This is a genomic window from Sphingopyxis yananensis (genome assembly GCF_020687785.1).
In the GTDB taxonomy this organism is placed as follows: Bacteria; Pseudomonadota; Alphaproteobacteria; order Sphingomonadales; family Sphingomonadaceae; genus Sphingopyxis; species Sphingopyxis yananensis.
In genome coordinates this window covers 850,505-874,808 of record NZ_JAJEWI010000005.1, presented here as the reverse complement: position 1 = coordinate 874,808, position 24,304 = coordinate 850,505, and the positions used below count along the sequence as shown (strand labels likewise).

The window sequence follows — 24,304 nt, the reverse complement described above, 5'->3', positions numbered from 1 at the left end:
TCCCGCCACATTCCCAATCAGACTTATAGATAATCACCCTAAGTATCGAAGAACGTGTAACGAAGAGTTTCCCTCGATAGTTAATTACAAATAAAATCCGTTCACACGACCTCAGCTTGGGCCAGCATTATTCCATCACCCCCCTTATTCACCAACTATTCAGCAAAGGATTTACTTTTCTACCCCGCTGCACCGACCATCCCTGTCCCCAGCCTGATATTTTCATCGCGGGGATCATGATTTCCTTCCAAAGCCGATGGAATTTCCCAAACTATTCCGCTGAGCATCCCGCCACAAAAATGCCCCCATGGCCTGCCGACATGATCCACCATCCCACGGACCAAAATGGACGATAAATTAGGCTGCAACAAGGACGCCAGACTTGCGCCGCATCCTCCACGCGGCCATAGCGGGCACCATGCACGATATTCGCACGATACGGGACAATCCCGCCGCTTTCGACGCTGGCCTCGCTCGCCGTGGCCTTGCACCACTTTCGGCTGAAATTCTGGCCGCAGACGCTGAATTGCGCGCGCTGCAAACCGAAATTCAAGGAAGTTTGGCCCGCCGCAACGAAGCGTCAAAGCTGATCGGCCAAGCCATGGCCAAGGGCGACAAAGATCAAGCCGAAAGCCTGAAGGCGGAAGTTGCGGCGCTCAAGACCCAATTGCCCGACCAAGAAAGCGCCGAACGCGAAAAATTGGCCGCGCTCCAAGCCCGTTTGGCGGCCATCCCCAATCTTCCCGCCGACGACGTCCCTGCGGGCGAAGACGAAAGCGGCAATGTCGAAATTTCCCGTTGGGGCACCCCACGCGAATTTGACTTCCAACCCTTGGAACATGCCGATTTCGCCCCTGCTTTGGGATTGGACTTTGAAACCGCCGCCAAAATGTCCGGCGCGCGTTTTGCCTTTTTGCGCGGTCAAATGGCCCGCCTCGAACGCGCCTTGGGCCAATTCATGCTGGACCGCCAAACCGAAAACCATGGCTATGTCGAATGCGTCACCCCCTTGATGGTGCGCGACGAAGCCGCTTTTGGCACCGCCCAGCTTCCCAAATTTGCCGAAGATTTGTTCCAGACCACCGATGGTCGCTGGCTGATCTCGACATCGGAAATGAGCCTGACCAACGCGGTCCGCGAAGAAATTATTCCCGAATCTGATCTGCCCGTTCGCATGACCAGCCTCACCCCCTGCTTCCGCTCCGAAGCGGGTTCTGCGGGGCGCGACACGCGCGGCTATATTCGCCAGCATCAATTTTCCAAGGTCGAACTGGTGTCGATCACCCGTCCCGAGGATAGCGACGCCGAACTGGAACGCAAAACCCGCGCGGCCGAAGAAATCCTCGAAGCCTTGGGCCTGCCCTATCGCAAAATGCTGCTGTGCAGCGGCGACATGGGCTTTTCCGCCCGCAAAACCTATGATCTTGAGGTCTGGTTGCCCGGCCAATCGGCCTATCGCGAAATCTCCAGCTGCTCGACCTGCGGCGATTTTCAGGGCCGCCGCATGAACACCCGCTTCCGCCGCGAAGGGGCCAAAGGCACAGAATTTGTTCACACGCTGAACGGTTCCGGCTTGGCGGTTGGCCGTACCTTGGTCGCCGTGCTGGAAAATTATCAACAAGCCGACGGCAGCGTCATCATCCCCGATGCCTTGCGCCCTTATATGGGCGGCATCACCATGCTGTCCCCCGCCGCTTAACGATACAACAGCGTCAATTCAAAGGACAAAAATGTGCGTATTTTGCTGACCAATGATGATGGCTATCACGCCCCTGGCATGGCCGTATTGGAAGCCATTGCGCGCCAATTGACCGACGATATCTGGGTTTGCGCCCCGTCCGAAGAACAATCGGGCGCGGGCCACTCTCTCACCCTATCGCGCCCCGTGCGCGTCCGCCAACATGGCGAAAAGCGTTTTTCCTGCACCGGCACCCCTACCGACAGCGTGATGATGGCGGTGGGCCGGTTAATGCCAGAAAAGCCTGATTTAATTTTGTCCGGCGTTAATCGCGGGGCCAATTTGGGCGATGATATCACCTATAGCGGCACGGTTTCCGCCGCCATCGAAGGGGCGCTCGCGGGCGTTCCCGCCATCGCGCTCAGCCAAGTTTACGCCACCGAAGGCATGGCTGACGCCATCCCCTTTGCGGTGGCAGAGGCATGGGGCGAAAAAATATTGCGCCCCTTGCTCGACTATAGCATTCCGCCACGCACCGTCATCAACATCAACTTCCCCGCCATTGCGCCCGATGCTGTCAAAGGCGTGCGGATCACCCGCCAAGGCTTTCATGATTATGCGCGCGGCACCATCGTCGAGGGAACGGACCCACGCGGCTATCCCTATTTCTGGTTCGGCCTGCACGGCATCGAACATTCGCCCGCGCATGACAGCGACCTAGAAGCCATTGCGGACGGTTTTATCTCGGTCACGCCGCTGCAACTCGACCTCACCCACGACGCTTCCTTGGCGGCCCTGCGCTCGCGCTTCACGGCCATGGGTGAATAACAACAGCAGGCCTTCCATCGCTTGCAGTCTGGCCCGATTGGGCTAGGCTGTACGCCACAAATCATTCGGCGGGGCCATGAACAAGCGCGAAACATTTCGGCAAACCATGCAGCGCCGCCTTCAACCGCTGCGCCGCGCTACTTATTGGCCGATCTGGGCCGATGTCCTCACCCGCCTCAGCGTGGCCTTTTTCCTCATTGCCGTGGTGGTCATGATCCACTGGTTCGACCGTGGCGGCTTACGCGATACGGTGGACGGGCAGGTCAGCTTTGGCGATGTCGTCTATTTCACCATGATCTCGGTGACCACCACCGGATTTGGCGACATTGTGCCCGTCAGCGACCGGTCCCGACTGGTCGAAGCGGTCATCGTCACCCCCATTCGCATCGCCGTGCTGTTCATTTTCGTGGGCACCGCTTATCAATTTGTTCTGCAACGAAGCTGGGAAAAATGGCGCATGGCGCAGATTCAAGCAAAATTATCCAATCATCTGGTGGTGCTGGGATTTGGCATCAGCGGACATGAAGCGGTGCGCGAGCTGATCGCGCGCGGCACCAAAGCGTCGTCCATCGTCGTAATCGACCCCAATCCCGAACCCATCCGGCGGGCCGAAGCCATGGGCTGTAATGTCATGCAGGGCGATGCCACCCGCGACGAAAATCTGGTCGCCGTCCGCATTGCCAATGCCTCGTCCATATTGGTGTCGGCGGGGCGCGACGATGCGTCTATCCTCATCGTGCTGACGTCGCACCATTTGGCCCCCCATGTCCCCATCAGCGTGGTGATCCGCAGCAAAGACAATGAATTGCTGGCCCGTCAGGCGGGCGCAACCACGGTCATTAACCCCGTCAGCTTTACCGGCCTGTTATTGGCGGGGTCGGCGCAGGGCGAGCATGTGTCGGACTATCTAACAGATTTGGCCAGCGTGGGCGGCCGCGTCCAACTGCGCGAACGCGCCGTCAAAGCCGAAGAATTGGGCAGCAGCCTTTCCAACCTTGCCAGCGGCGGTCAGGGTCTGCGCCTCTATCGCGCTGGAAAACCCTATGGCTTTTGGGAAGATGAAGCAAAATCCCTGCAACATGGCGACCGCATCGTCGAAGTGATTCACAGCCCAAGCCCCGAATCGCATACAGCCGAAGGCGCCACAGATTAGGGACCAACCTAAACATCAAAACAAGCACCGCTCGCAAACCCTCGATGGTGCATCAATAAAAAACCGCAAAAACCACGCCCATGACCAAATAGAAAATCGTCCAACCAGCGGTGTCGATCATCAATAAACGGCTATTTTTGCGGGTGAACATATGCCGCATGGCCAGCGCCGGAAAAACAAATCCCACACCAATGGCTCCGGTCATCATCACATATTCATAAGCGGGCCGGTCCGGAAAATTGCTCAGCAAATGGCCGACCACCGCCGCAGCCAAAAAACTAAAGAATAAAGCCAGTCCGTAAAAAACAAGCGCTGGCGGCAGGTTGATATTATTATCGTGAATCCCCGCCACCCGCCGCCATGCGCGGCCGAACAGCGGACCATACCATAAATTGATCACCACAAAGCCTGACAAGGCTGCAACAAGGATGGCCAACCAATTCATTTGCGCCATTTTTATACGACTCCTTTTGCCAGCCTCTACCCCCGCGACGTGGTGCGTGACAAGCAGCCAAAAATCGATTAAGGGCGATGCCAATCATGACAGTCAAAACACTCCCAACCCAGCCCAAGGTCGGCATGGTTTCGCTCGGCTGCCCCAAGGCGCTGGTGGATAGCGAGCGGATTCTGACCAAGCTGCGCTCCGACGGCTATGGCCTTTCCGCTGATTATGCTGGCGCTGATGTGGTGCTGGTCAACACCTGCGGATTTTTGGACAGCGCCAAAGAAGAAAGCCTCGAGGCGATTGGCGAGGCGATGGCTGAAAATGGCCGTGTTATCGTCACCGGCTGTATGGGCAATGAAGCCGACGTCATTCGGGCCCGCTTCCCCAATGTTTTGGCTGTCACCGGCGCGCATCAATATGAACAGGTCGTCGACGCGGTCCACGAAGCGGCGCCCGCCACCCAAGGCCCCTTTGTCGATCTGGTCCCCGAAGGCGGGCTGAAACTGACGCCGCGCCACTACAGCTATCTCAAGATCAGCGAAGGCTGCAACCACAGCTGCTCTTTCTGTATCATCCCCGACATTCGCGGAAAATTGGTCAGCCGCCGCATCGACGCTGTGCTGCGCGAGGCGGAAAAGCTGGTGTCGGCAGGCACCAAAGAATTGCTGGTGATCAGCCAAGACACATCGGCTTATGGCGTCGACACGCGCCATGACGCCCGTATGTGGAAAGACCGCGAAGTCCGCGCCCATATGACAGACTTGGCGCGCGAGCTTGGTCAGTTGCGCACCAGCGATGACCGCGCCCCTTGGGTGCGCTTGCACTATGTCTATCCCTATCCCCATGTCGATCAGGTCATCCCCCTGATGGCCGAAGGGCTGCTGACGCCTTATTTGGACATTCCCTTCCAGCACGCCAGCCCCAAGGTGCTGAAGCTGATGAAGCGCCCCGCCAACGAAGCCAAGGTGCTGGACCGCCTGAAAAACTGGCGCGCCATCGCGCCCGACATTGCCATCCGCTCCAGCTTTGTCGTCGGCTTCCCCGGCGAAACCGAAGAAGATTTCCAATATCTGCTCAATTGGCTGGACGAAGCCCAACTCGACCGCGTGGGCGCATTCCGCTTTGAACCTGTCGAGGGCGCGCAGGCCAATAATCTGCCGGACCCTGTCCCCGAAGAGGTCAAAGAAGAGCGCTATCAGCGCATCATGCAGAAAACCGCCGAAATCAGCGCCGCCAAGCAAGCCGCGAAAATCGGTCGCACCCTGCCCGTCATCATCGACGAAGTCGGCGAGCCTGACGAAGACGGTAGCATGGGCGCAACGGGCCGCAGCCAAGCCGACGCCCCCGAAATCGACGGCCATGTCTATCTACGCGACGTCCCTGCCGATTTGCAGGCTGGCGATATTATCGACGTCCAAATCGAAGACGCCGACGAACATGATCTGTTCGGCGTAAAAGCCAGTTAACCCTGACAACAACCCATGAGGCGGGGCCTACGGCCTTCCACTCCGTCCCGCCTCCCCCCCCCCCACACACACATAAATTTGCTTTTCGGCGCCTTTGCGGCGTGGGAACCAGATTTCAAATTGCCGCGTTAGCCCATGTGAACAAGCAGGGGGCGCAACATGGGATGGGCAATATTTCACCTTGGCCGCTTAACAAGCGGCGTCTTATTGGTGCTGGCCCTCAGCTCTTGTTCGAAAAACCGTGATGATGCGCCGGACATGGCAACCGACAAAGCACCTATTCCAACACAAAAATCGCTGATTGCTGTCCCCATCAACGCCAGCACTGCATCGCTGCAACACGCCTTGGACCGCGCCCTTCCCCGCACGCTTTGGACCATCAACCGCAAAGAAAAAAAATGCGTGGAACCACAGCGTGTCAAATTGTTCGGCAAAGCGGTCAAGGTCACCCCCGCCATCAGCTGCACCATCATTGGCGCGGTCACACGCGGCGCTGTGATACTACGGGGCGAGGGTAATGACATTGTGGCCGACGTGCCGATCCATGCCCGCATCAGCGCGCGCGACGTCGGCGGGCTACTCAAGGGCGAAACAGCCACCGGCTCTGCGATGGTCCATGCCCGCATCCGCTTCGACATCAACGAAAATTGGCAAGCACGGGGCACCGCGCGGCTCAGCTATGGTTGGACCACGCCGCCGGGCATCGATTTTCTGGGCCAACGCATCACCTTCACCGACGAAGCGGATGCCAAGCTGAAACCGGTATTGGCCGATGTCGAACGCACCCTATCCCAAGAAATTGCCAAGCTGGACATCAAATCCCAAGCCGCCGCGATTTGGCGGCAAAGCTTCACCTCTTTGGAACTGAACCACGAAAACCCACCTGTCTGGCTGCGCCTCACCCCCCAGCGTATCATTTATGGCGGCTATCACATCGACGGTGCCAAAAGCCGCCTGAATTTCGCGATCGAAGCCGTCACAGGGGCCTATATCTCTGCCCGTCCGGCCGACCCAGCCGCCACCCCTCTCCCTCCCTTAGAAAAGGCGAAAATCAACCCGCAATTGGATGTGCATATTCCGGTGCTGGCGCAATATCAGCATCTCTCGCCGGTCATTTTGCGCGCCCTTGTCAAACGCTCCGCTCGCCCGATCGACATCCCCGGCATTGGGCCGGTCCATGCGCAATTTGAAAAGCTGATCAGCTATGGCGCGCCGGACGGGAAAATCGCGGTGGGCATCACCTTAAAAGCAACCCCGCAAGGCGGGCAAACGACATCGGGTAAAATCTGGGTCACCGCCACACCAGTCAATGACGTCGGCAGCCCCACCGTCCGCTTTACCAATTTGGGCGTGACTGGCAGCACCAATGGTGTGGGCGGCGATTTGCTCATTAAACTGGGCAACAGCCCAGGCTTTGCAACCTTAATTGCCGACGCCCTCACCCAAAATTTCACCAAGGATATCACGGAACTTCAGGACAAAATCCGTCGCGCCGTCGATCTGCGGCACGAGGGGGACTTTATCGTGCGCGCGGGCGTCGAAAATTTCGAGATCGGCCAAATACGCGCTTATGCCAATGGAGTTTACTTGCCCGTTCGCATGGTTGGACATGCAACCGTGGACTATCGGCCAACCCGCTAATATGCCTTTTGGCATCCCCGCCATTCCAGACAAAAAGAAACCCGCCAAAGCGGGTTTCTTCTATCATCACGGCTTTATCGCCGTCCTAATCCCAGCGGGTCAGAACAGGCGTGTCAGCGAATAAAATAGCGCACCCACTGCCGCTGCTGCGGGAATGGTGATGAACCATGCGGAAATCACATTCCCTGCCACGCCCCAACGCACCGCGCTGGCACGGCGCGATACACCCGCACCAATGATGCTGCCGGTGATCGTATGGGTTGTGGACACCGGAATACCCAGCAAGCTGGCGGTAAACACCATGATCGACCCGCCGCTTGATGCCGCAAAGCCTTGGTGGTGCGACAATTTGGTGATGCGCCCACCCATGGTTTCAATAATTTTCCAACCGCCCGACAAAGTCCCCATCGCAATGGCGACATAGCAAGCAAAGGCCACCCAATGCGGCACATGAAATTCACCAGACAAATAGCCGGTCGAATATAGCAGCACCGCAATAATACCCATCGTCTTTTGCGCATCATTCAAACCATGGCTGATCGAATAAGCGGCCGATGACACCAGATGCAGGGCGCGAAAGCTTTTTTCCGCCGTGCGTGCGGTCGCCCGCCGCAACGCCCAACTCGACAAGAGCATCACGATCATCGCCAGCACCATGCCCAGCATGGGCGACAGGAAAATGGCGATTACCGTTTTGTTCAGGCCCGACCATTGAATGCCTTCAAATCCGGCATGGGCGACGCCTGCGCCAACAATTCCGCCCACCAAGGCATGGCTGGACGATGAAGGAATACCCTTGATCCACGTCACGATGTTCCAAAACATCGCGCCAACCAACGCGCCAAAAACCACCGCAGGCGTCACCAGATCTTTGTCGATCAAGCCCGCACCAATGGTTTCCGCCACTTTGTGAAGTGCCGGAAAGGCCAGCGACAGAAAATAAGCCGCAAAGTTAAAAAAGGCCGCAAACAACACCGCATGAACCGGTTTCAACAAACGTGTCGCCACCACCGTGGCAATGCTGTTGGCGGCGTCATGCAGGCCGTTCAGAAAGTCGAACGCCAACGCCAAAATGACGAGGCCGACGAGAAGAGGAAGCGCGATTTCGTGCATGGTTCCGCTCTTTGTCTGTGGAATTGGCCGCCCATCGGACGGCCTGTCCGATCAGGCGTGGTCGATCACCAAACCATCAATTTCATGCGCAACGTCTTCAAAAGCGTCGGTCACACGTTCCAAATGGCGATAAATTTCGCGGGCGATCAAGAATTGCGACGTATCACTTTGCCCCATTTCCTTGAACACACGCTTCAGGCCGACGGCGTGAATTTCGTCCGCATGGCCTTCCATCCGCACAAGGCGTTCGGTCAATTCATGCAAGCGCGGCGCATTGGCCGAAATATTGCGCAGCAAGGGCAATGCCTCAGCGGTCAAGCGCGCGGCATCGACGATAATCGCTGCAATATCCAGCATTTCTGGTTCAAATTGCGTCACATCATACAGGTCCACCGCACCCGCGGTTTTGTGCATTTCGTCAATCGCATCGTCCATCGCGCCAATCAGGCTGGTGATCGAACTACGGTCAAATGGCGTCAGGAAGGTGCGGCGTACCGTCTGCAATGTTTCCCGCGTGATCGCATCTGCGTCTTGCTCGCGTTCTACAATTTCCTGAATATGATCGGCAATTCCCGGACCACCCTGCAACAAGCGCGACAAAGCATTGGCGCTCAGCACCAATGATTCAGCGTGGCTTTCAAACAGTTCGAAAAAATTACCTTGTCGCGGCAGCAAACGCTGAAACCAAGCGAACATCCAGCTAACCCCTGTCTTTTGAGCAACATTCTGCACAACACTTCGGGGCTGTGCAGCCGCGCGAAAACCAATGGCACCAAAGGAACGGATCAGCGCTTGCAAATCCTCCTCTTCCACCGCATTCGCCGCTTCTTTAAAGGAAAACCATTTCCGCTCGCGCTCATCCATTTCTTTCCATTCAGAAAGTTCATGGGTCACCGCCAAGGGAAAGACTTCGACATTATACATGATCGACGCCCCATTGGCGCGCCGCTTACGATATTGGAAACTGCCAATGGACGTCGGACAAACCGCGCCAACCACACCAGCTTCCTCCTCTGCCTCGACAGCAGCCGAGGCATGAAGCTCCATATTCGATAAAGGATTACCCTTTGGGATTACCCAACGCTTTGTTTCGCGCGATGTAATCAACATAATTTCCGTTGGGCCATCCGGCCGCCCACCGCCCAAGCGATAGGGAAGCACAGCGATCTGGCGCATTCCATTTCCCTTTCCAAAGGTAGATGCGATGCAATAATGCAAAGTGGCAAAGCGCCATATATTTCAGAATCGTTGCGCCCATATGACAAATTGATGTCAGTCGCAAGTTGGTCGCAGGATGCAGGCGGTTTCTTGCGCCCATTTTGCCCATGTCCACCACCCGCCAAAACAAGATTTCAATTAGCTACCTTCAATCATGTTAACGCAGTTGCAAATCCCACCCAAAGGCGTAGAGTTTCCGCAAAATATAAATTGGGAGATACAAGATAATGGCAGCCACCACAGCGCATCCATCATCTGATCGGGCATCATCTGCACAGGCGTCATCGGCCGGTCAGGGTGCCGCCAACACATCCAGCCACCCGGTGGATCAGGATGTTTTGATTGTCGGCGCGGGCATTTCCGGCATCGGCATGGCTGTGCATTTACAGCTCAACTGCCCCCAACTTCGATTTGGCATGGTCGAACGCCGCGCCAATTTGGGCGGCACATGGGATTTATTCCGTTACCCCGGCATCCGCTCAGACAGCGACATGCATACATTGGGTTTTGTATTCGAACCGTGGCGGCACGAAAAATCCATCGCCGACGCCCCAGCCATTTTGGAATATCTCAATCGCATCGTCGATGAACGCGGCATTCGCGACACCATCCGCTTCAGCCAAAAAGTCGTCGGTGCCGATTGGGACAGCGACACCGCCCGTTGGACCGTGACGATGCAGGACGACGCCGGAAACACCAGCACCACGACGACGCGCTGGCTTTATCTCGGTTCTGGCTATTATGATTATGACGAACCTTTCGAGGCCGAATTTACGGGCCGCGAAAATTTTCAGGGGCAAATTTTGCACCCGCAATTTTGGCCCGAAAATCTGGATTATCGCGGTAAAAAAGTGGTGGTCATTGGTTCGGGCGCCACAGCGGTCACCATCGTCCCTTCCATGGCGCGCGAGGCTGGCCATGTAACCATGTTGCAACGCACCCCGACATGGATGTTCACGCGCCCCGCCAAGGACGGCTTCGCCAACTTCCTGCGTTCCGTCCTGCCAGAAAAATTGGCCTATAAAATCACGCGCTATAAAAATGTGACCTTGCAAGACGCGGGTTTTCGCCGTGCCCGCGAAAAACCGGAAAAATTCAAAGAATTTTTGACCAAGAAAATCAAAAAGGCGCTGGGCGATCGCTATGACGAACAAGCGTTCACGCCGCCCTATAACCCATGGGAACAACGCCTCTGCTTGGTTCCGGACAGCGATTTATTCAACGCGATCAAAGATAATCGGGCGGCGGTCGTCACCGATCATATCGACCATTTTGACCCCACCGGTATTCAGCTCAAATCCGGCAAGCATCTGGACGCCGACATCATTGTCACGGCCACCGGCCTCAAACTGGCGGTTGCTGGCAAAATTCCGGTTCGGGTTGATGGCCAGCTTATCCACTGGAATGAGCATTTTTATTATCGGGCCTGCATGTTCAGCAATGTTCCGAACTTCTCCACGGTATTCGGCTATTTAAACGCCAGTTGGACGCTGCGCGCCGACATTGTATCGGAATATGTCTGCCGTGTGCTGAACCATATGACCGCCACTGGCAAAGATATTGCCACCCCCGTGCTGGCCAATCCAAACAGCTTGGTCGAAGACAATATCTTCGATTTCTCGTCTGGCTATATCCAACGCGCCATGCACATCATGCCGAAAAGCGCTGTGGATAATCCGTGGCGCCTCAGCCAAGATTATGTCCGCGACCGCATCGACATGCGCCAAGCGCCCGTGGATGACGGTTTGCTATGCTTTGAAAATGCCCCTGGCACCAAGGCCAAGAACGCCCTCGGCATCAACCAACTTCAGGCGGCAGAATAAGCCGACTAAAATCGGCACGGCCTATTATGGCCGTGCAGCCCCAACCGCATGAAAGCGCCGCTGACCATCATCGGGTCAGCGGCGCTTTTAAATTCACAAAACCCCATGCTCACACCGCCAATATCAGCGTTTCTCTTTTACAAATGCTGCATATTCCGGCTTCACCCCGCGCACCAAGGCGGCGTTCATCGGCACATCAATCTTGTAACTCCCCTCGGCATAGGGGCCAACAACATAAGCGGTAATGCCAATGGTCAAACGGTCCAATGCCTGACCATCGCTAGACCCCAGCCAGATCGTCTGTTCCGTTGCCTTGGGGCAAGATTCGAACACGCCATCCTTGTCCATCTGCGGATCAATGCCTTTTTTCCGTTTCGCCGATATGATGGCTTTGCAAAATGGCTCTGATATCGCGGCATCAAATGCCGCCGCGCTGGTGAAAATATCCACAGGGCGCAGCACGATCTTTTTCTCGCGGTCCCACAACAAGCTGTCAAAATTCACCATGCCATGCGCTCCGCCCGTATAGGTTTCGACATCGCTCGACAGGCTTAAAAATTTCGGGGTCTGGGCTACACGTTGCCAAATCTGGGAAAACATATGCTGACGCACCGGAAAATTATTTTCCTTCGCGCTCTTCACATCTTCATTTCCGGCCTTTTGCGTATCCACCAATTTCTTTTCAGCATCTGCGTCCAAATAAGACGCCAGCGCCGGAATGGCCGCCGCCTCAACGGGATAGCCATAGGTAAAATCTAGGGCTTCATTTTCTTTCTTAACCAAAAGGGGGGCAGCGCTCGCCTGACCCGCGCCGGCCGTACTGGCCGCCTTGGTTTCAGCAGCCTTCGCATCCTTTGCTCCATTCTCCCCCGCTGTTCCCGCTGGCGGAGCAGACGCATTTCCAGAACAGGCCGACACCAACATCGCCAGCGCCACCGCTGGAAATGCAACCGAAGTCAAAGATTTCATTTTTGCCATATCCCTATAACACCAAAGGTCGAAAAAGTTTCCCGAACATCCTATATGACCAGCATGACCGATCTTTCCACCCGCATTCAACCTGATAAAGATCAGGACGCTCACACCATATTCGTCGTGGACGAAGCCAGCTATGACCCATGGCTCCAAAGCCGATCTGCGGCCGAAAAAGCCATGTTGATCGCGCAGGATTTCCGGCCCAAGCCCCATGCCCACGCGATTTTACCCGGCAAAGACACACAAGAATGGAGCGTGGTAACAGCGGTCAAGGATCGCGCCGCACTGGGTGCCTATTGCTTGGCCAAATTGCCCGCCAGCTTGCCCGCAGGGCGCTACCGCCTCGACGGGGCCAAGGCTGGCAAGGCGCTATTTGGTTGGCTCTCCGCCCAATATAGCTTTGATCGCTATCGCTCATCCCCCGATGCCGACGCTCCAGCCCAAGACACAGCCGCACGGGTTCTTCTGACCCAAGATGTCGCCGCCCTTCCGGCGATCTTGGCCGAAGCCAAGGCCACTGCGCTGGTCCGCGATTTGGTCAACACCCCCGCCGCCGACATGGGACCAACCGCCCTCGAAGCCGCTGCGGAACATATCGCCAAGGACCATGGCGCACAATTGATCGTCACACGGGGCGAAGCCTTGGAGCAAGGCTATCCGATGATCCACGCCGTGGGCCGCGCCGCCGCCAAACATCACGCGCCGCGCTTGATTGAAATTCAGTGGGGCAAGGCCGATCATCCGGTCATCGCTCTGGTTGGCAAGGGTATTTGTTTCGACAGCGGCGGCCTCGACATCAAACCATCCTCGGGTATGCGCTTGATGAAAAAGGATATGGGCGGCGCAGCCCATGTGCTGGCCTTGGCCCAGCTCATCATGTCCGCCAACCTGCCCGTGCGCTTGCATATGCTCATTGCTGCGGCGGAAAATGCTATTTCCGGTGACGCTTTCCGCCCCGGCGACATTCTCACCAGCCGCAAGGGTTTGACGGTCGAGGTCGGCAATACTGACGCAGAGGGCCGCTTGGTCTTGGGCGATGCGCTGACTCGGGCCGCCGAATATAGCCCCGAATTAATCGTCAATTTCGCGACGCTGACGGGGGCCGCGCGCGTTGCCTTAGGACCAGATCTGCCCGCCCTCTTTGCCAATGATGACGCATTGGCGCAGGATTTGCTGGCTGGCGGCACTGAACGTGACGACCCGCTATGGCGTCTGCCGCTATGGGATGATTATGCCGACCTGTTGGAAACCGACATCGCCGACCTCGGCAATGCGAGTGCATCGGGCTTTGCGGGGTCGATCACGGCGGCGCTATTCCTGCAAAAATTTGTTCCTGACAAGGTAGCTTGGGCGCATTTTGACACCTTTGCGTGGCGCCCCTCCTCCAAGCCGGGCCGGCCCAAGGGCGGCGCTGCATTGGGTCTGCGTGCCACATGGGCCATGTTGCAGCACCGCTATGCCCGCCGCCACGCCAGCGATGGTGCTTGATCGCGCTCCGTTGCTGAGCTAATGGCGCGCGATTATCCGCCATTTATCTGGCGCGCATATCATCAGGACGTAGCAATTTTGGAAACTGGCAACAACGCGATGACAGCCCCCGTGCGGATGGGCCAACCCGGATCGACGCCTTTGGGCCACAATCGATTTGGCCTGACCGGTGTGTCAAAAAGCTTTGACACGCGCCTGATCGCCATTCGCGCCGATCTGGCGGACATTGCCGTCGCGGGCGAACATTTCGCGCCCCATTATGCCGCGCCCATGATGGGCAGCGGCGTTGCGCCTTATGCGGCGATGCGCGATGCGCCCGACCTGTCCGCCCCAATGGTCAGCGAATTGCTTTATGGCGAAGCCTTTGCGTTGCTGGACGTCACCGGCGGCTGGGCATGGGGCTATAGCCACGCCGACCACCGCGTCGGCTATGTGGCGGTGGATGCCTTGGGGCCCACTATTGCGCCAACCCATATGGTCGTCCGCGACGATGTGCTGGTCCACAGCAAAATGGACAGCAACAGTGGCGGTTCGGCCATCTTGCCTTTTGGGGCCTTGTTGATGGGCGATGTTCAGGGCGAATGGCTGGCGGTCAGCGCTGGTTTCGTCCCGCTGTCGTCGGTGACGCCGGTCGGCACGCCTGTCGATATGGCCAGCACCGCCGCTCATTTTCTGGACGCCCCCTATTTATCGGGTGGCCGCACAGCCAAGGGCATTGATGCGGCAGCCTTGGTACAAATTAGCGCGCAGGCGGCGGGCCTGTCCTTGCCCCGCGATGCCGACACACAGCAAATGGCTACCACCATCACAGCCGATGCGCCGCAGCGCGGCGACCTGATGTTTATCGGCGATCATGTCGGTCTGATGATCGACGCCGATCATGTCCTCCACGCTTGCCCCATCCAAGGGAAAGTGGTGTCAGAACCGCTGTCCATGGCGGTCAGCCGACGATCGGGAACCATCGACACCGCTGATCCAACACCGATTTTCAAAAGATTGCCCTAAGCTATGACCTACAGCATTTTTATTGACGGAGCCGCCGGAACAACTGGCCTTGAAATTGCCGAGCGTTTGGCAGGTCGCAGCGAATTTTCGCTCATCCGCTTGGACGATGCCCAGCGCAAAGATGCGGCGCACCGCCGCGGCGCGCTGAACAGTGCCGATTTCGTCATATTATGCTTGCCCGACGCCGCCGCCGTTGATGCGGTGTCGATGATCGACAATGACGCAGTTCGCGTGATCGACGCATCCTCCGCGCACCGCGTGGCCACGGGCTGGACCTATGGCTTTGCTGAACTCAGCGCTGCCCAACGCGCCGAAATTGCGGCGTCCAAGCGCGTTTCCAACCCGGGTTGCTACCCCACGGGTTTCTTGGCCTTGGTCGCTCCCTTGGTCGCGGCGGGTATCATCCCCGCCGACATGCGCTTGTCGCTCAACGCCGTGTCGGGCTATTCGGGCGGCGGCAAGGAATTGATCGCCCGCTTCGAGGATGATCAGGACATTGGCTTTCGCAGCTATGGCTTTGCCATGGGTCACAAACATGTGCCGGAAATGCAAAAATATTCGGGCCTCAGCCATGACCCACTTTTTGCGCCAGCGGTTGTTCCCGTCTTTCGCGGCATGTTGGTCGAAGTTCCTTTAAATTTCGCCGACCCAATTGCTGACGCCGCGCTGGAAACGCTCCTCGCCCATTATGCCGACAGCAAGCTTATTTCCGTCTCGCGCGGCGATGCTGGCGAATTGCTGCTGCGCAAAAGCGATGCGGCAACCGACCAAATGGACCTGCAAATCTTTGCCAGCGCCGATGGACGCCAGCTTCGCTTGGTCGCTAGCCTCGACAATTTGGGCAAGGGTGCCAGCGGCGCTTGTGTCCAAAATCTCAATATCATGGCTGGCCTCGACGAAGTCGCCGGACTTCGGGTCTAATCCACAAAATCTCTGCGCTGGCTCGCACGATGCGGGCCATCGCAGAAAAAGCGCAAATCAGGTGCGTTTCGCCTCTTTGCCGCACCGCCTGTCCCGTGTAGAAACGGGCCTATGCGCAAATTTCTGAAACCTGTTCTTCTCATCCTGCTCGGCCTGCTAATTGTGGGCGGACTTGTCCTTTACTATCTGACGCGGCCCGATGTGGCGCGCTTCTCGACAGCGGAACTGTCAGGCCGCGTGCCGGTCATGGCGTCCCAGAAATCAGAAATTTTCCCAACCATCCGCATTCCGGCCGTGCAAGGCTGGCCCGCTGGCACCAAACCCCGCGCCGCCGAAGGGCTGGAAACCGCCCTGTTCGCCAAGGATTTGGACAGCCCGCGCACCATGCTGGTTCTGCCCAACGGCGATATTTTGGTCGCAGAATCCCGCAGCCCCGAACGCAAGGACGGCGGCATAGAGGGCGCGGTGATGAAGAATCTGATGGCCAAAGCGGGGGCCAGTGGCACCTCCGCCAACCGCATCACCTTGCTGCGCGACACAAATGGCGACGGCGTGGCTGACGTCCAAACCCCCTATATCGAAGGGGTGAATTCTCCTTATGGCATGGTCCTTAGCGGCGACACTCTTTATGTCGCGGCAACCGATGCCCTGCTGGCCTTCCCTTATAAGGCGGGCGAAACGAAAAACGCCACCACGCCCAAGAAAATCGCCGATTTGCCTGCCAAGGGCACCAATCGCCACTGGACCAAAAGCTTGGCCATCGCCCCCAATGGCTGGCTTTATGTCGGTGTTGGCGCCGACAGCAATATCGGCGAATCCGGCATGAACGCCGAATTCCGCCGCGCTGCGGTTCTCGAGGTTCGCCCCGAAAATGGCTATGTCCGCACCTTTGCGGCGGGCATCCGCAACCCTGTTGGCTTGGCCTTTTATCCAGGCAGTGACCGTTTATGGACCGTGGTCAATGAACGCGACATGCTGGGCAGCGATTTGGTCCCAGACTATTTGACCGATGTCTCCGAAGGCGATTTTTACGGCTGGCCTTGGTATTATTGGGGTGGCCATATCGACCACCGCGTGGACCCTGAACTGGACAGCCGCCGCCAATATACCAAGCGTCCCAAATATGCGCTGGGCGCCCACACCGCCCCCTTGGGCATGACCTTCACCCAAGGCCAAAAACTGGACGACCGCTTCGCCAATGGCGCGCTTGTGGCGCGTCATGGGTCATGGAACCGCGAACCGGCGGCAGGTTATGATGTGATATTCATACCCTTTGGCCAAAATGGCCAACCGACCAACACACTGCCCATCACCCTGCTCGACCAATTTTTGGCCAGCGACGGCAAAACCACACGCGGCCGCCCCGCCGATGTGCAAATCGCCAAAGACGGCAGCGTCTTGGTCGCGGATGATGGCGCAGGCGTTATCTGGCGCGTCTTCGCAAAATAAGCGCGACATCAATCCACCAAAAGGGCGGGCGTCAAACCCCGCCCTTTTTCATGCCTGCCTGATAAGGAGAAAACTTATCCACAGGCTAGGCAGTTCATATTGTGCCATAAACCACTCCGCCGCACCGCGCACCATTCCCCCTCCATCATCATCTCACGCCCATAAAAAAGCGAGCGAAGGTCATCCCCTCGCCCGCTCTTGTAATCAGCGAATAGTGCGTCAGATTATACGCGCATCGGCATCAGCACATAAAGCGCTGGGCTTTTCTCACTTTCACGGATCAGCGTCGGCGCATTGGCATCGGCCAAATGCAATTCCACGCTATCGCCATCAATCTGGCCCAAAATATCGCTCAGGTAACGGGCGTTAAACCCAATTTCCATCATGTCATGGTCATAGCTGGCCGGAATTTCTTCCGCCGCCGTACCATTTTCGGGGCTGGTCACCGACAAGGTAATACGGTCCTTGTCCAGACCAACCTTCACCGCGCGGGTCTTTTCGCTGGCGATGGTCGATACGCGGTCCACACCCTTGAACAAGCCCTTAGGGTCCACCCGCAGCAATTTGTCATTAGCCGTCGGAATCACACGGCTGTAATCAGGGAAGGTCCCGTCAATCAGCTTGGACGTCAAAACCGCATTGCCCAGTTGGAACCGGATTTTGCTGGCCGACAGGCTGATTTCCACATTGCCTTCCGCTTCATCCAGCAATTTGCGGATTTCCTGAACGCATTTGCGCGGCACAATCACGTCCGGCATATCCGCTGCGCCCTCGGGGCGGGTCACGGTGTAACGCGCCAAACGATGGCCATCGGTCGCCGCCGCTTTCAGCACAGGCCCGCTATTATCTTCGGCCGCATGAATGAAAATCCCGTTCAAATAATAACGGGTTTCTTCGGTCGAAATGGCAAATTTCGTTTTGTCGATAATCTGAATCAGTTCCGCGACGGGCAATTCAAAGCTGGTCGGCAAATCGCCCTCAGCAATGACGGGAAAGTCATCGCGCGGCAAAGTCGGCAGGTTAAAGTTGGAACGTCCCGCCTTCACCTGCATCTTGCCATCCGCCGCCGCCAAGCTGACTTCTGCCCCTTCGGGCAATTTGCGAGCAATTTCAAACAAAGTGTGCGCCGACACGGTAGTGGTTCCGGCGGTTTCCACCTTGGCGGCCACCGTTTCCACGACCTGCAAATCCAGATCCGTCGCCATCAATTTCAACTGACCGCTGGCATCAGCCTCGATCAAGACGTTAGAGAGGATTGGAATCGTGTTGCGCCGTTCAACCACCGATTGCACGTGGCCAAGGCTCTTCAGAAGGTTTGCGCGTTCAATCGTCGCTTTCATTCTAATCCGCCATCCTCAATGCTCACGCGGGACAATCCCCCGTGCGGCCCGCAACAACAGGCGAGTCGCCTGCCCAATGGGGACCAAAAAAACTTTACCTTCCTTCCTTAACGAACGTGTTGGCGGTGGCAAGACCATCACGGGCTTGGTCTATAAAATTTGGCGGACTTGCAAAATGTCGCCGTTCGGGCAATCCCATATTATGCGCTTTTCCGCTTTCCTCCTTGCCCCATTCTGTGCCGCCCTTTTTGTGACTTCGCCCCTTCATGCTAGCGAGCGAAAAACCTTGGGCGTCTATGGCAATTGGGCGGCCTTTCGCGATGATGATGAACCGCGCTGCTATGCCATTGCCAAACCTTTTTCGACCCATGGCACGCCCCAATTCAAAAGCTATGCCAGCATTGGATATTGGCCCAATTCCCGCATTTTCGGCCAATTTTACGTTCGCTTGTCCAAACCTTTGGGCAAAGGGCGCGAATTGCGCCTGACGGTGGGGGAACGGCGCTTCATATTGCGCGGCAATGCCATGCATGGCTGGGCTGGCGATCCGCGTATGGACGCCGCCATATTAACCGCGCTGCGTTCGTCGGAAAATATGCGCGTTCACGGCACCACCGAAAGCGGCGGCACGATCAACGACATCTATGAATTGCGCGGCGCAGCCACCGCTGCCGATGCCGCCGCCCTTGGCTGCGCCCGCCAAGGCTGACGCCCTCCCGCCAAATCTCCATGACATAAGCACCATGAAAACGCATTCAAAATCACGACCACCGCAATAAGTTGTCGAAAATACAGGAAAATATTTCGCAAAATATGGTCATTTATTCGTCTTTTTTCAAAAAGACCTCTTGCTCCCCCACGCCGCGCGGCGCATGGTTAAATCTACAGAGACGGCGGATCACCAACCGCGTCCCACCAAGGAACGCAACCAAAGTCTCTATTCTGTCCGGCTGATGATCAGGAGGAGACGATATCATGACCGACACCCTACGCGGCGATTCCGTGGCCCGTGAACGGCACCGCACCCTCGATTTCATCGGCCTGCGCGCCCATGCGACCACCGTTGGCCTCATTCAGCTGTGCGAAGAATTGCTGAACGCTGGCATTTTGAAACAAGATGCGCTGGACCGCATTAAGGGTGCGATCATTTCTGAACTCACCGTGTCTAACAGCCGTATTTCCAATCAAAGCGGATTTGACGAAGTACTGAAACGACGCATCGACGCCATTTTTCCGCGCTGTGCGGGCACACCGGCCGAAGACCATGTCGGCCCCACCGAAGAATTTGAAGACGCCATTGGCGGCACACCGCCAGCTTAAAAATCCCGCGTCTATCACGCCCCACAGCCTTGCTATCCCAAGGCCGCGCCCAGGCCCCGCCCAAAGCCCTACGACGATTGCTTTCACCCCGAAAAATCACTATATGGCCAGCCATCATGCAGATCCCTGGCCATATTGACCCCGTTATAACGGGCACTGTTTCGCTGCGCGGCGGCAATCGTATCGACCTTGTCGGTCTTTCTCGCGACGCTATCCGCGCTACGCTCGAAGAAGCGGGATTGGACGTCAAAGCGGCCAAGCTGCGCGCCAAGCAAATTTGGCATTGGATTTACCATCGCGGCGTCACCGAATTTGACGAGATGACAGACATCGCCAAATCCATGCGCCCATGGCTGACCGATCGCTTCATTGTCGGTCGCCCCACCGTGGTCACGGCGCAGGTCAGCAATGACGGCACCCGCAAATGGTTGCTGTCTGCATCGGATGGCCAAGAATATGAAATGGTGTTCATTCCCGACGCCGATCGCGGAACTTTGTGCATTTCCAGCCAAGTTGGCTGCACCTTAAACTGCCGTTTCTGCCACACGGGCACGATGAAATTGGTTCGCAACCTGACGGCGGGCGAAATCGTCGGCCAAGTCTTGCTGGCGCGCGACGCTTTGGGCGAATGGCCCAAAGGCACCATGGCCAGCACCGCCGATCTGGACGATGAAGATGATGAAACCGGCCATTACACCGCCGATGGTCGTATTTTGACCAACATCGTTTTGATGGGCATGGGCGAACCTTTGTATAATTTCGACGAAGTCAAAGGCGCGATGAAAATCGTGATGGACGGCGACGGCTTGGCCCTGTCTCGTCGCCGCATCACTTTGTCGACCAGCGGCGTTGTCCCTATGATGGCCCGCGCAGGCGACGAGATTGGCGTCAATCTGGCCGTCTCGCTTCATGCCGTGACCAAGGAAATCCGCGACGAAATCGTGCCCTTGAACCGAAAATATGGCATCGAAGACTTGCTGCAGGCCTGCGCCGATTACCCCGGTGCCAATAATGCCCGCCGCATCACCTTTGAATATGTCATGCTCAAGGACAAGAATGACAGCGACGAAGACGCGCATGAACTGGTGCGCTTGATCAAAAAATATAAATTGCCCGCCAAGGTAAATTTGATTCCCTTCAACCCATGGCCGGGGGCCAATTATGAATGCTCCACGCCCAACCGCGTGCGTAGCTTCAGCAATATCGTCTTCGCCCACGGCATTTCCGCCCCCATTCGTACCCCACGTGGCCGCGACATTATGGCAGCGTGCGGACAGTTGAAAAGCGAATCGAAAAAACTCAGCCGCGCCGAACTCGATCGCATCGCCGACGAAAAACAGGCGGCCCTCGGCTGATCAGATTCGGCCCTACAGACTCGAAATTGAACAGAGGCTCGGATGATTCCGAGCCTCTTTCCTTTGGCCATCATGCCTTTTCTTTTTTCTGCCGCGCCAAAAAATTGTGGAAAAACGACACAGTAAGACATGGTTGAAAAATCCGTAGAAATGGACATTTTTCAAGCTTTTCAGCAACACTTCATATGACAATCACATGACAAAAATCATGTGTGTCTTTTTTAACACATAAATCATCTTTATGTGTGTCTGAATAACCCGTTCATTGAAATGACAGCATCGCAGGACCATTTGGGGGTCAAGGCGATCGGCCCAACAGGGCGATTGACCGGCCTAAAAAAGGATTTGGTTATGAAAAAATTTGCAATTGCAGCCGCTCTCCTGTCCGCAGCTGTCGCAACCCCTGCTCTCGCAGCTGATGGCGAAGCCCGCGTCGAAGTACGTGGCGGCTACATCACCGGTGGCGGTCTGGACGATGCGACCCTGGGCGTTGCAGCAGGTTATGACCTGAACCTCGGCAAAACCTTCGTTGGCGCAGAAATCGCTGGCGACAAGGTACTGGTCGACGGTGCAAATGTACAGTTCTCGGCTGGTGGCCGTGCAGGCGTAAACGTCAGCGACGCTGGCAAGCTGTTTGCAACCGCTGGTTACACCTTTGGTGACATCGACGACGCCTATGTTGGCGCTGGCTATCAGCACAAGCTGGGTGCACGCACCTATGCAAAGGCTGAATATCGTCACCAGTTCGTCAGCAACTGGGCTGACGCTGATGCCTTCACCGTTGGCGTTGGTTTCGCTTTCTAATTTTTTAGAAACGCTTCTTGCTAGGGAAAGGGGTGGTCCACGGACCGCCCCTTTTTCTTTGGGGCGATCTTTTTTCGCGGTCGGCGACTTTTTCTATTGCCAGACCGCCACCATGCCTCGCATATCACCGACATGAAACATGATTTAACGCATAGCTCGGCGCCGCCACCCACCGCCTGATCGGCCAATTGGCCGCCCCATCATGCGGCAGCGACCGTGTCGGAACGCCGACACTGGCGCGCCTGATATCTATGCTACATTCAGGTTTCATTTCATGAATCACAAAAATTTGACGGCATTTCTGCCAACCGCCCTGTTCGTCCTTCTCTGGAGCAGCGGCGCCATCTTGTCTGAAATCGGCCTGCGTCACGGCTCTGCCTTTGCGCTGCTTCTGCTGCGCTATGCCATTGCGCTGGCGCTGCTATCGACGGTCGCCTTTATCAATCGTCGCTGGTTGCCCGACGCGGGCACCCGCCGCCGTGTCATGCTGATCGGTTTTCTGATCGCGGGCATTTATTCCAGCTTTTATATGTTGGCGCTGGAAAATGGCGTCAATCCCGCTGCTATCGCCACCATCATGGGCATCCAACCAATCCTAACCGCTTTGTGGACCGAAAAGCATGTCGGCCTGTGGCGCGCTTTGGGCTTGGCGCTGGCTTTGGGCGGCTTGGCACTGGTCGTCAGCGATGGCTTGGCCTCCGCCCGTTTCGAAGCCTTGGGACTGTTGTTCGCAGGCATTGCGCTCGCTGGCATCACCATCGGGTCGATTGTCCAAAAACAAGAAACACAGGCCCCTTGGGTCGTCCTGCCGCTGCAATATGCCATTGGCCTGATCGTCATTTTGATCATGACTCCGTTCAGCGAATTTCAAATGTCATGGCATATCGAGTTTATCACCGCTGGCCTGTGGCTGGGCCTGATCATTTCGGTGGCCGCCACATTCTTGCTTTATCGCTTAATCGCCACACAAAATTTGGTGAATGTCACCAGCCTTTTCTATCTGGTCCCCGGCGTCACGGCGGCGATGGACTGGGCGATTTTGGGTACCCCCATGTCCTTCCACGCGATATTGGGTCTGGCTTTGGTCATGGCGGGGTTGATGCTGGTTTATAAACGCAGCCGCTAACCCCTGTTCAACAAGCGTCTGATGGGGCACAAGCCGCTTCATGACTTTCCTCATCTATCTAGCCGCCGCCTTGGCCGAAATTGCAGGCTGTTTTGCATTTTGGGCATGGCTGCGGCTGGACAAATCGCCTTTGTGGTTGGTGCCAGGGGGCGTATCACTGGCGCTATTCGCCTATTTGCTAACCTTGGTGGACGCCGACCAAGCAGGCCGCGCCTATGCGGCCTATGGCGGCATCTATATCTTATCGTCGCTGGCATGGATGTGGCTGGCCGAAGGGGCCCGCCCCGACCGCTGGGACATGATCGGGGCCAGCATCTGTGTGCTTGGCGCGGCGATCATCTTCTTTGGCCCCCGCGCCGCTTTATCCGCCTAAGATAATGGCTCCGATAATCAGCCTATTCCGCTGGCATCTGCGGCACGGGCAATTGCTTGGCCACCGCGCCCGCTAGGCTGGCCGCGATTTTCTGAACCCCTTTGGCATTGGGGTGAATATGGTCGCCCAACATCAAGTCAGGGTTCCCCACCACCCCATCCAAAATAAAGGGGTAAAGCGTCACGCCATTCCGCTTGCCCAAATCCGGGAAAATCGCTTCAAATTTCGCGCCATAATCGCGGCCCATATTGGGTGCGGCCAACATGCCAGTCAGCACGACGGGGATCTTCCGCTTGGCCAGTTCATCCAACATCGCGGTCAAATTGGCTCGTGTTTGCTCCGGCCCAATACCACGCAGCATATCATTGCCGCCAAGCCCCACCAGCATCAGCGCAGGCTTTTGGTCCAAATTGTCCAACACAAAGCCCAGCCGCTGCAAACCCGCCGCGCTAGTATCGCCCGACACACCGGCATTATGCACATGGGCCGTCACACCCGCCGCGGTTAACGCCGCTTGCAATTGCGGGGCCAGCCCTTCCTTGGGTGCCAATTGATATCCCGCATAAAGGCTGTCCCCAAAAGCGACGACCAGCGGCGCATCGGCCGCCATATCTTGACCCGCCGCCTCCTTCCCCGTCCCTACGCCTTCAGCCGCCCTACCATCATTTTTTTGTTCCGGAGCCGTGCTTTCTGCGCCGCCGCAAGCGACAAGCAGTTGGCAAAGCCCAATCACCAACCCATATTGGACGCGCCTGCGCCATTCAGCCATCTTCATTCCCAAAG

At 56.8% G+C, this 24,304-nt stretch carries 22 protein-coding genes; 16 read left to right on the top strand and 6 right to left on the bottom strand.

The window, feature by feature from the left end:
- Window positions 1–418 precede the first annotated feature (418 nt).
- From serS to LKO31_RS06615, 3 genes are all read left to right on the top strand, one after another.
- Entirely contained in the window at window positions 419–1,699 is a 1,281-nt protein-coding gene (gene serS, locus LKO31_RS06625) for a serine--tRNA ligase (RefSeq protein WP_227689611.1), read from the top strand.
- Window positions 1,700–1,732: 33 nt separating this feature from the next.
- Complete coding sequence (gene surE, locus LKO31_RS06620; RefSeq protein WP_227689438.1) at window positions 1,733–2,506, top strand: 5'/3'-nucleotidase SurE; 774 nt, start codon at window positions 1,733–1,735, stop codon at window positions 2,504–2,506.
- Window positions 2,507–2,582: 76 nt separating this feature from the next.
- Window positions 2,583–3,659: a potassium channel family protein gene (locus LKO31_RS06615; RefSeq protein WP_227689432.1), complete on the top strand. Its 1,077-nt coding sequence runs from the start codon at window positions 2,583–2,585 to the stop codon at window positions 3,657–3,659.
- Between the two features lie 52 nt (window positions 3,660–3,711).
- Here LKO31_RS06615 and LKO31_RS06610 read toward each other — a convergent pair whose 3' ends face one another.
- Window positions 3,712–4,113, bottom strand: coding sequence for a DUF1761 domain-containing protein (locus LKO31_RS06610; RefSeq protein WP_227689430.1), 402 nt, complete (start codon window positions 4,111–4,113; stop codon window positions 3,712–3,714).
- Between the two features lie 86 nt (window positions 4,114–4,199).
- On the opposite strand from LKO31_RS06610, the gene rimO reads away from it, so the two are divergent.
- Window positions 4,200–5,570, top strand: a complete 1,371-nt coding sequence (rimO, locus tag LKO31_RS06605; protein ID WP_227689428.1) for a 30S ribosomal protein S12 methylthiotransferase RimO — start codon at window positions 4,200–4,202, stop codon at window positions 5,568–5,570.
- Window positions 5,571–5,729: 159 nt separating this feature from the next.
- On the top strand, window positions 5,730–7,211 hold the full coding sequence (locus tag LKO31_RS06600; RefSeq protein WP_227689426.1) for a DUF4403 family protein: 1,482 nt from the start codon (window positions 5,730–5,732) through the stop codon (window positions 7,209–7,211).
- Window positions 7,212–7,310: 99 nt separating this feature from the next.
- Here the strand turns inward: LKO31_RS06600 and LKO31_RS06595 are convergent, their stop codons facing one another.
- Both LKO31_RS06595 and LKO31_RS06590 read right to left on the bottom strand, forming a co-directional pair.
- Window positions 7,311–8,324, bottom strand: a complete 1,014-nt coding sequence (locus LKO31_RS06595) for an inorganic phosphate transporter (protein WP_227689424.1) — start codon at window positions 8,322–8,324, stop codon at window positions 7,311–7,313.
- A gap of 51 nt (window positions 8,325–8,375) precedes the next feature.
- The gene (locus LKO31_RS06590; protein WP_227689422.1) at window positions 8,376–9,500 is read right to left on the bottom strand and encodes a DUF47 family protein; all 1,125 of its coding nucleotides are present in this window, start codon (window positions 9,498–9,500) and stop codon (window positions 8,376–8,378) included.
- Window positions 9,501–9,769: 269 nt separating this feature from the next.
- Here LKO31_RS06590 and LKO31_RS06585 point away from each other — a divergent pair, with 269 nt between their 5' ends.
- The gene (locus LKO31_RS06585; protein ID WP_227689420.1) at window positions 9,770–11,365 is read left to right on the top strand and encodes a flavin-containing monooxygenase; all 1,596 of its coding nucleotides are present in this window, start codon (window positions 9,770–9,772) and stop codon (window positions 11,363–11,365) included.
- Window positions 11,366–11,488: 123 nt separating this feature from the next.
- On the opposite strand, the gene LKO31_RS06580 is transcribed toward LKO31_RS06585, so the two are convergent.
- Window positions 11,489–12,334, bottom strand: coding sequence for a DUF4163 domain-containing protein (locus LKO31_RS06580; RefSeq protein WP_227689418.1), 846 nt, complete (start codon window positions 12,332–12,334; stop codon window positions 11,489–11,491).
- 63 nt (window positions 12,335–12,397) lie between these two features.
- Here LKO31_RS06580 and LKO31_RS06575 point away from each other — a divergent pair, with 63 nt between their 5' ends.
- The 4 genes from LKO31_RS06575 to LKO31_RS06560 all read left to right on the top strand — a co-directional run bounded on the left by LKO31_RS06575 (window position 12,398) and on the right by LKO31_RS06560 (window position 17,203).
- A complete protein-coding gene (locus LKO31_RS06575) occupies window positions 12,398–13,828 on the top strand; it encodes a leucyl aminopeptidase family protein (protein WP_227689416.1) in 1,431 nt (476 codons plus the stop codon).
- 99 nt (window positions 13,829–13,927) lie between these two features.
- Window positions 13,928–14,833, top strand: a complete 906-nt coding sequence (locus tag LKO31_RS06570; RefSeq protein WP_227689415.1) for a C40 family peptidase — start codon at window positions 13,928–13,930, stop codon at window positions 14,831–14,833.
- A 3-nt stretch (window positions 14,834–14,836) separates the two neighbouring features.
- Window positions 14,837–15,754 carry an N-acetyl-gamma-glutamyl-phosphate reductase gene (argC, locus tag LKO31_RS06565; protein ID WP_227689413.1) on the top strand — a complete coding sequence of 306 codons (918 nt, stop codon included), beginning with the start codon at window positions 14,837–14,839 and terminating at the stop codon, window positions 15,752–15,754.
- A gap of 111 nt (window positions 15,755–15,865) precedes the next feature.
- Complete coding sequence (locus tag LKO31_RS06560) at window positions 15,866–17,203, top strand: PQQ-dependent sugar dehydrogenase (protein ID WP_227689411.1); 1,338 nt, start codon at window positions 15,866–15,868, stop codon at window positions 17,201–17,203.
- Window positions 17,204–17,427: 224 nt separating this feature from the next.
- Here LKO31_RS06560 and dnaN read toward each other — a convergent pair whose 3' ends face one another.
- Window positions 17,428–18,543 carry a DNA polymerase III subunit beta gene (gene dnaN, locus LKO31_RS06555; RefSeq protein ID WP_227689409.1) on the bottom strand — a complete coding sequence of 372 codons (1,116 nt, stop codon included), beginning with the start codon at window positions 18,541–18,543 and terminating at the stop codon, window positions 17,428–17,430.
- 250 nt (window positions 18,544–18,793) lie between these two features.
- On the opposite strand from dnaN, the gene LKO31_RS06550 reads away from it, so the two are divergent.
- The 6 genes from LKO31_RS06550 (at window position 18,794) to LKO31_RS06525 (ending at window position 23,521) form a co-directional block, all read left to right on the top strand.
- A complete protein-coding gene (locus LKO31_RS06550; RefSeq protein WP_227689407.1) occupies window positions 18,794–19,252 on the top strand; it encodes a hypothetical protein in 459 nt (152 codons plus the stop codon).
- Window positions 19,253–19,518: 266 nt separating this feature from the next.
- On the top strand, window positions 19,519–19,863 hold the full coding sequence (locus LKO31_RS06545; protein ID WP_227689405.1) for a hypothetical protein: 345 nt from the start codon (window positions 19,519–19,521) through the stop codon (window positions 19,861–19,863).
- Window positions 19,864–19,979: 116 nt separating this feature from the next.
- On the top strand, window positions 19,980–21,218 hold the full coding sequence (gene rlmN / locus LKO31_RS06540) for a 23S rRNA (adenine(2503)-C(2))-methyltransferase RlmN (protein ID WP_227689403.1): 1,239 nt from the start codon (window positions 19,980–19,982) through the stop codon (window positions 21,216–21,218).
- A gap of 351 nt (window positions 21,219–21,569) precedes the next feature.
- Window positions 21,570–22,022, top strand: a complete 453-nt coding sequence (locus LKO31_RS06535) for an outer membrane protein (RefSeq protein WP_227689401.1) — start codon at window positions 21,570–21,572, stop codon at window positions 22,020–22,022.
- Window positions 22,023–22,311: 289 nt separating this feature from the next.
- Window positions 22,312–23,148 carry a DMT family transporter gene (locus LKO31_RS06530; protein ID WP_227689400.1) on the top strand — a complete coding sequence of 279 codons (837 nt, stop codon included), beginning with the start codon at window positions 22,312–22,314 and terminating at the stop codon, window positions 23,146–23,148.
- A gap of 40 nt (window positions 23,149–23,188) precedes the next feature.
- Entirely contained in the window at window positions 23,189–23,521 is a 333-nt protein-coding gene (locus LKO31_RS06525) for a YnfA family protein (protein WP_227689398.1), read from the top strand.
- Between the two features lie 22 nt (window positions 23,522–23,543).
- Here the strand turns inward: LKO31_RS06525 and LKO31_RS06520 are convergent, their stop codons facing one another.
- The gene (locus tag LKO31_RS06520; protein ID WP_407699247.1) at window positions 23,544–24,290 is read right to left on the bottom strand and encodes an arylesterase; all 747 of its coding nucleotides are present in this window, start codon (window positions 24,288–24,290) and stop codon (window positions 23,544–23,546) included.
- Between the last annotated feature and the right edge of the window lie 14 nt (window positions 24,291–24,304).

Coding starts and splice junctions, on each gene's coding strand:
- serS (WP_227689611.1), top strand. CDS start 419: ATGCACGATATTCGCACGATACGGGACAATCCCGCCGCTTTCGACGCT.
- LKO31_RS06615 (WP_227689432.1), top strand. CDS start 2,583: ATGAACAAGCGCGAAACATTTCGGCAAACCATGCAGCGCCGCCTTCAA.
- LKO31_RS06610 (WP_227689430.1), bottom strand. CDS start 4,113: ATGGCGCAAATGAATTGGTTGGCCATCCTTGTTGCAGCCTTGTCAGGC.
- rimO (WP_227689428.1), top strand. CDS start 4,200: ATGACAGTCAAAACACTCCCAACCCAGCCCAAGGTCGGCATGGTTTCG.
- LKO31_RS06600 (WP_227689426.1), top strand. CDS start 5,730: ATGGGATGGGCAATATTTCACCTTGGCCGCTTAACAAGCGGCGTCTTA.
- LKO31_RS06595 (WP_227689424.1), bottom strand. CDS start 8,324: ATGCACGAAATCGCGCTTCCTCTTCTCGTCGGCCTCGTCATTTTGGCG.
- LKO31_RS06590 (WP_227689422.1), bottom strand. CDS start 9,500: ATGCGCCAGATCGCTGTGCTTCCCTATCGCTTGGGCGGTGGGCGGCCG.
- LKO31_RS06585 (WP_227689420.1), top strand. CDS start 9,770: ATGGCAGCCACCACAGCGCATCCATCATCTGATCGGGCATCATCTGCA.
- LKO31_RS06580 (WP_227689418.1), bottom strand. CDS start 12,334: ATGAAATCTTTGACTTCGGTTGCATTTCCAGCGGTGGCGCTGGCGATG.
- LKO31_RS06575 (WP_227689416.1), top strand. CDS start 12,398: ATGACCGATCTTTCCACCCGCATTCAACCTGATAAAGATCAGGACGCT.
- LKO31_RS06570 (WP_227689415.1), top strand. CDS start 13,928: ATGACAGCCCCCGTGCGGATGGGCCAACCCGGATCGACGCCTTTGGGC.
- argC (WP_227689413.1), top strand. CDS start 14,837: ATGACCTACAGCATTTTTATTGACGGAGCCGCCGGAACAACTGGCCTT.
- LKO31_RS06560 (WP_227689411.1), top strand. CDS start 15,866: ATGCGCAAATTTCTGAAACCTGTTCTTCTCATCCTGCTCGGCCTGCTA.
- dnaN (WP_227689409.1), bottom strand. CDS start 18,543: ATGAAAGCGACGATTGAACGCGCAAACCTTCTGAAGAGCCTTGGCCAC.
- LKO31_RS06545 (WP_227689405.1), top strand. CDS start 19,519: ATGACCGACACCCTACGCGGCGATTCCGTGGCCCGTGAACGGCACCGC.
- rlmN (WP_227689403.1), top strand. CDS start 19,980: ATGCAGATCCCTGGCCATATTGACCCCGTTATAACGGGCACTGTTTCG.
- LKO31_RS06535 (WP_227689401.1), top strand. CDS start 21,570: ATGAAAAAATTTGCAATTGCAGCCGCTCTCCTGTCCGCAGCTGTCGCA.
- LKO31_RS06525 (WP_227689398.1), top strand. CDS start 23,189: ATGACTTTCCTCATCTATCTAGCCGCCGCCTTGGCCGAAATTGCAGGC.
- LKO31_RS06520 (WP_407699247.1), bottom strand. CDS start 24,290: ATGGCTGAATGGCGCAGGCGCGTCCAATATGGGTTGGTGATTGGGCTT.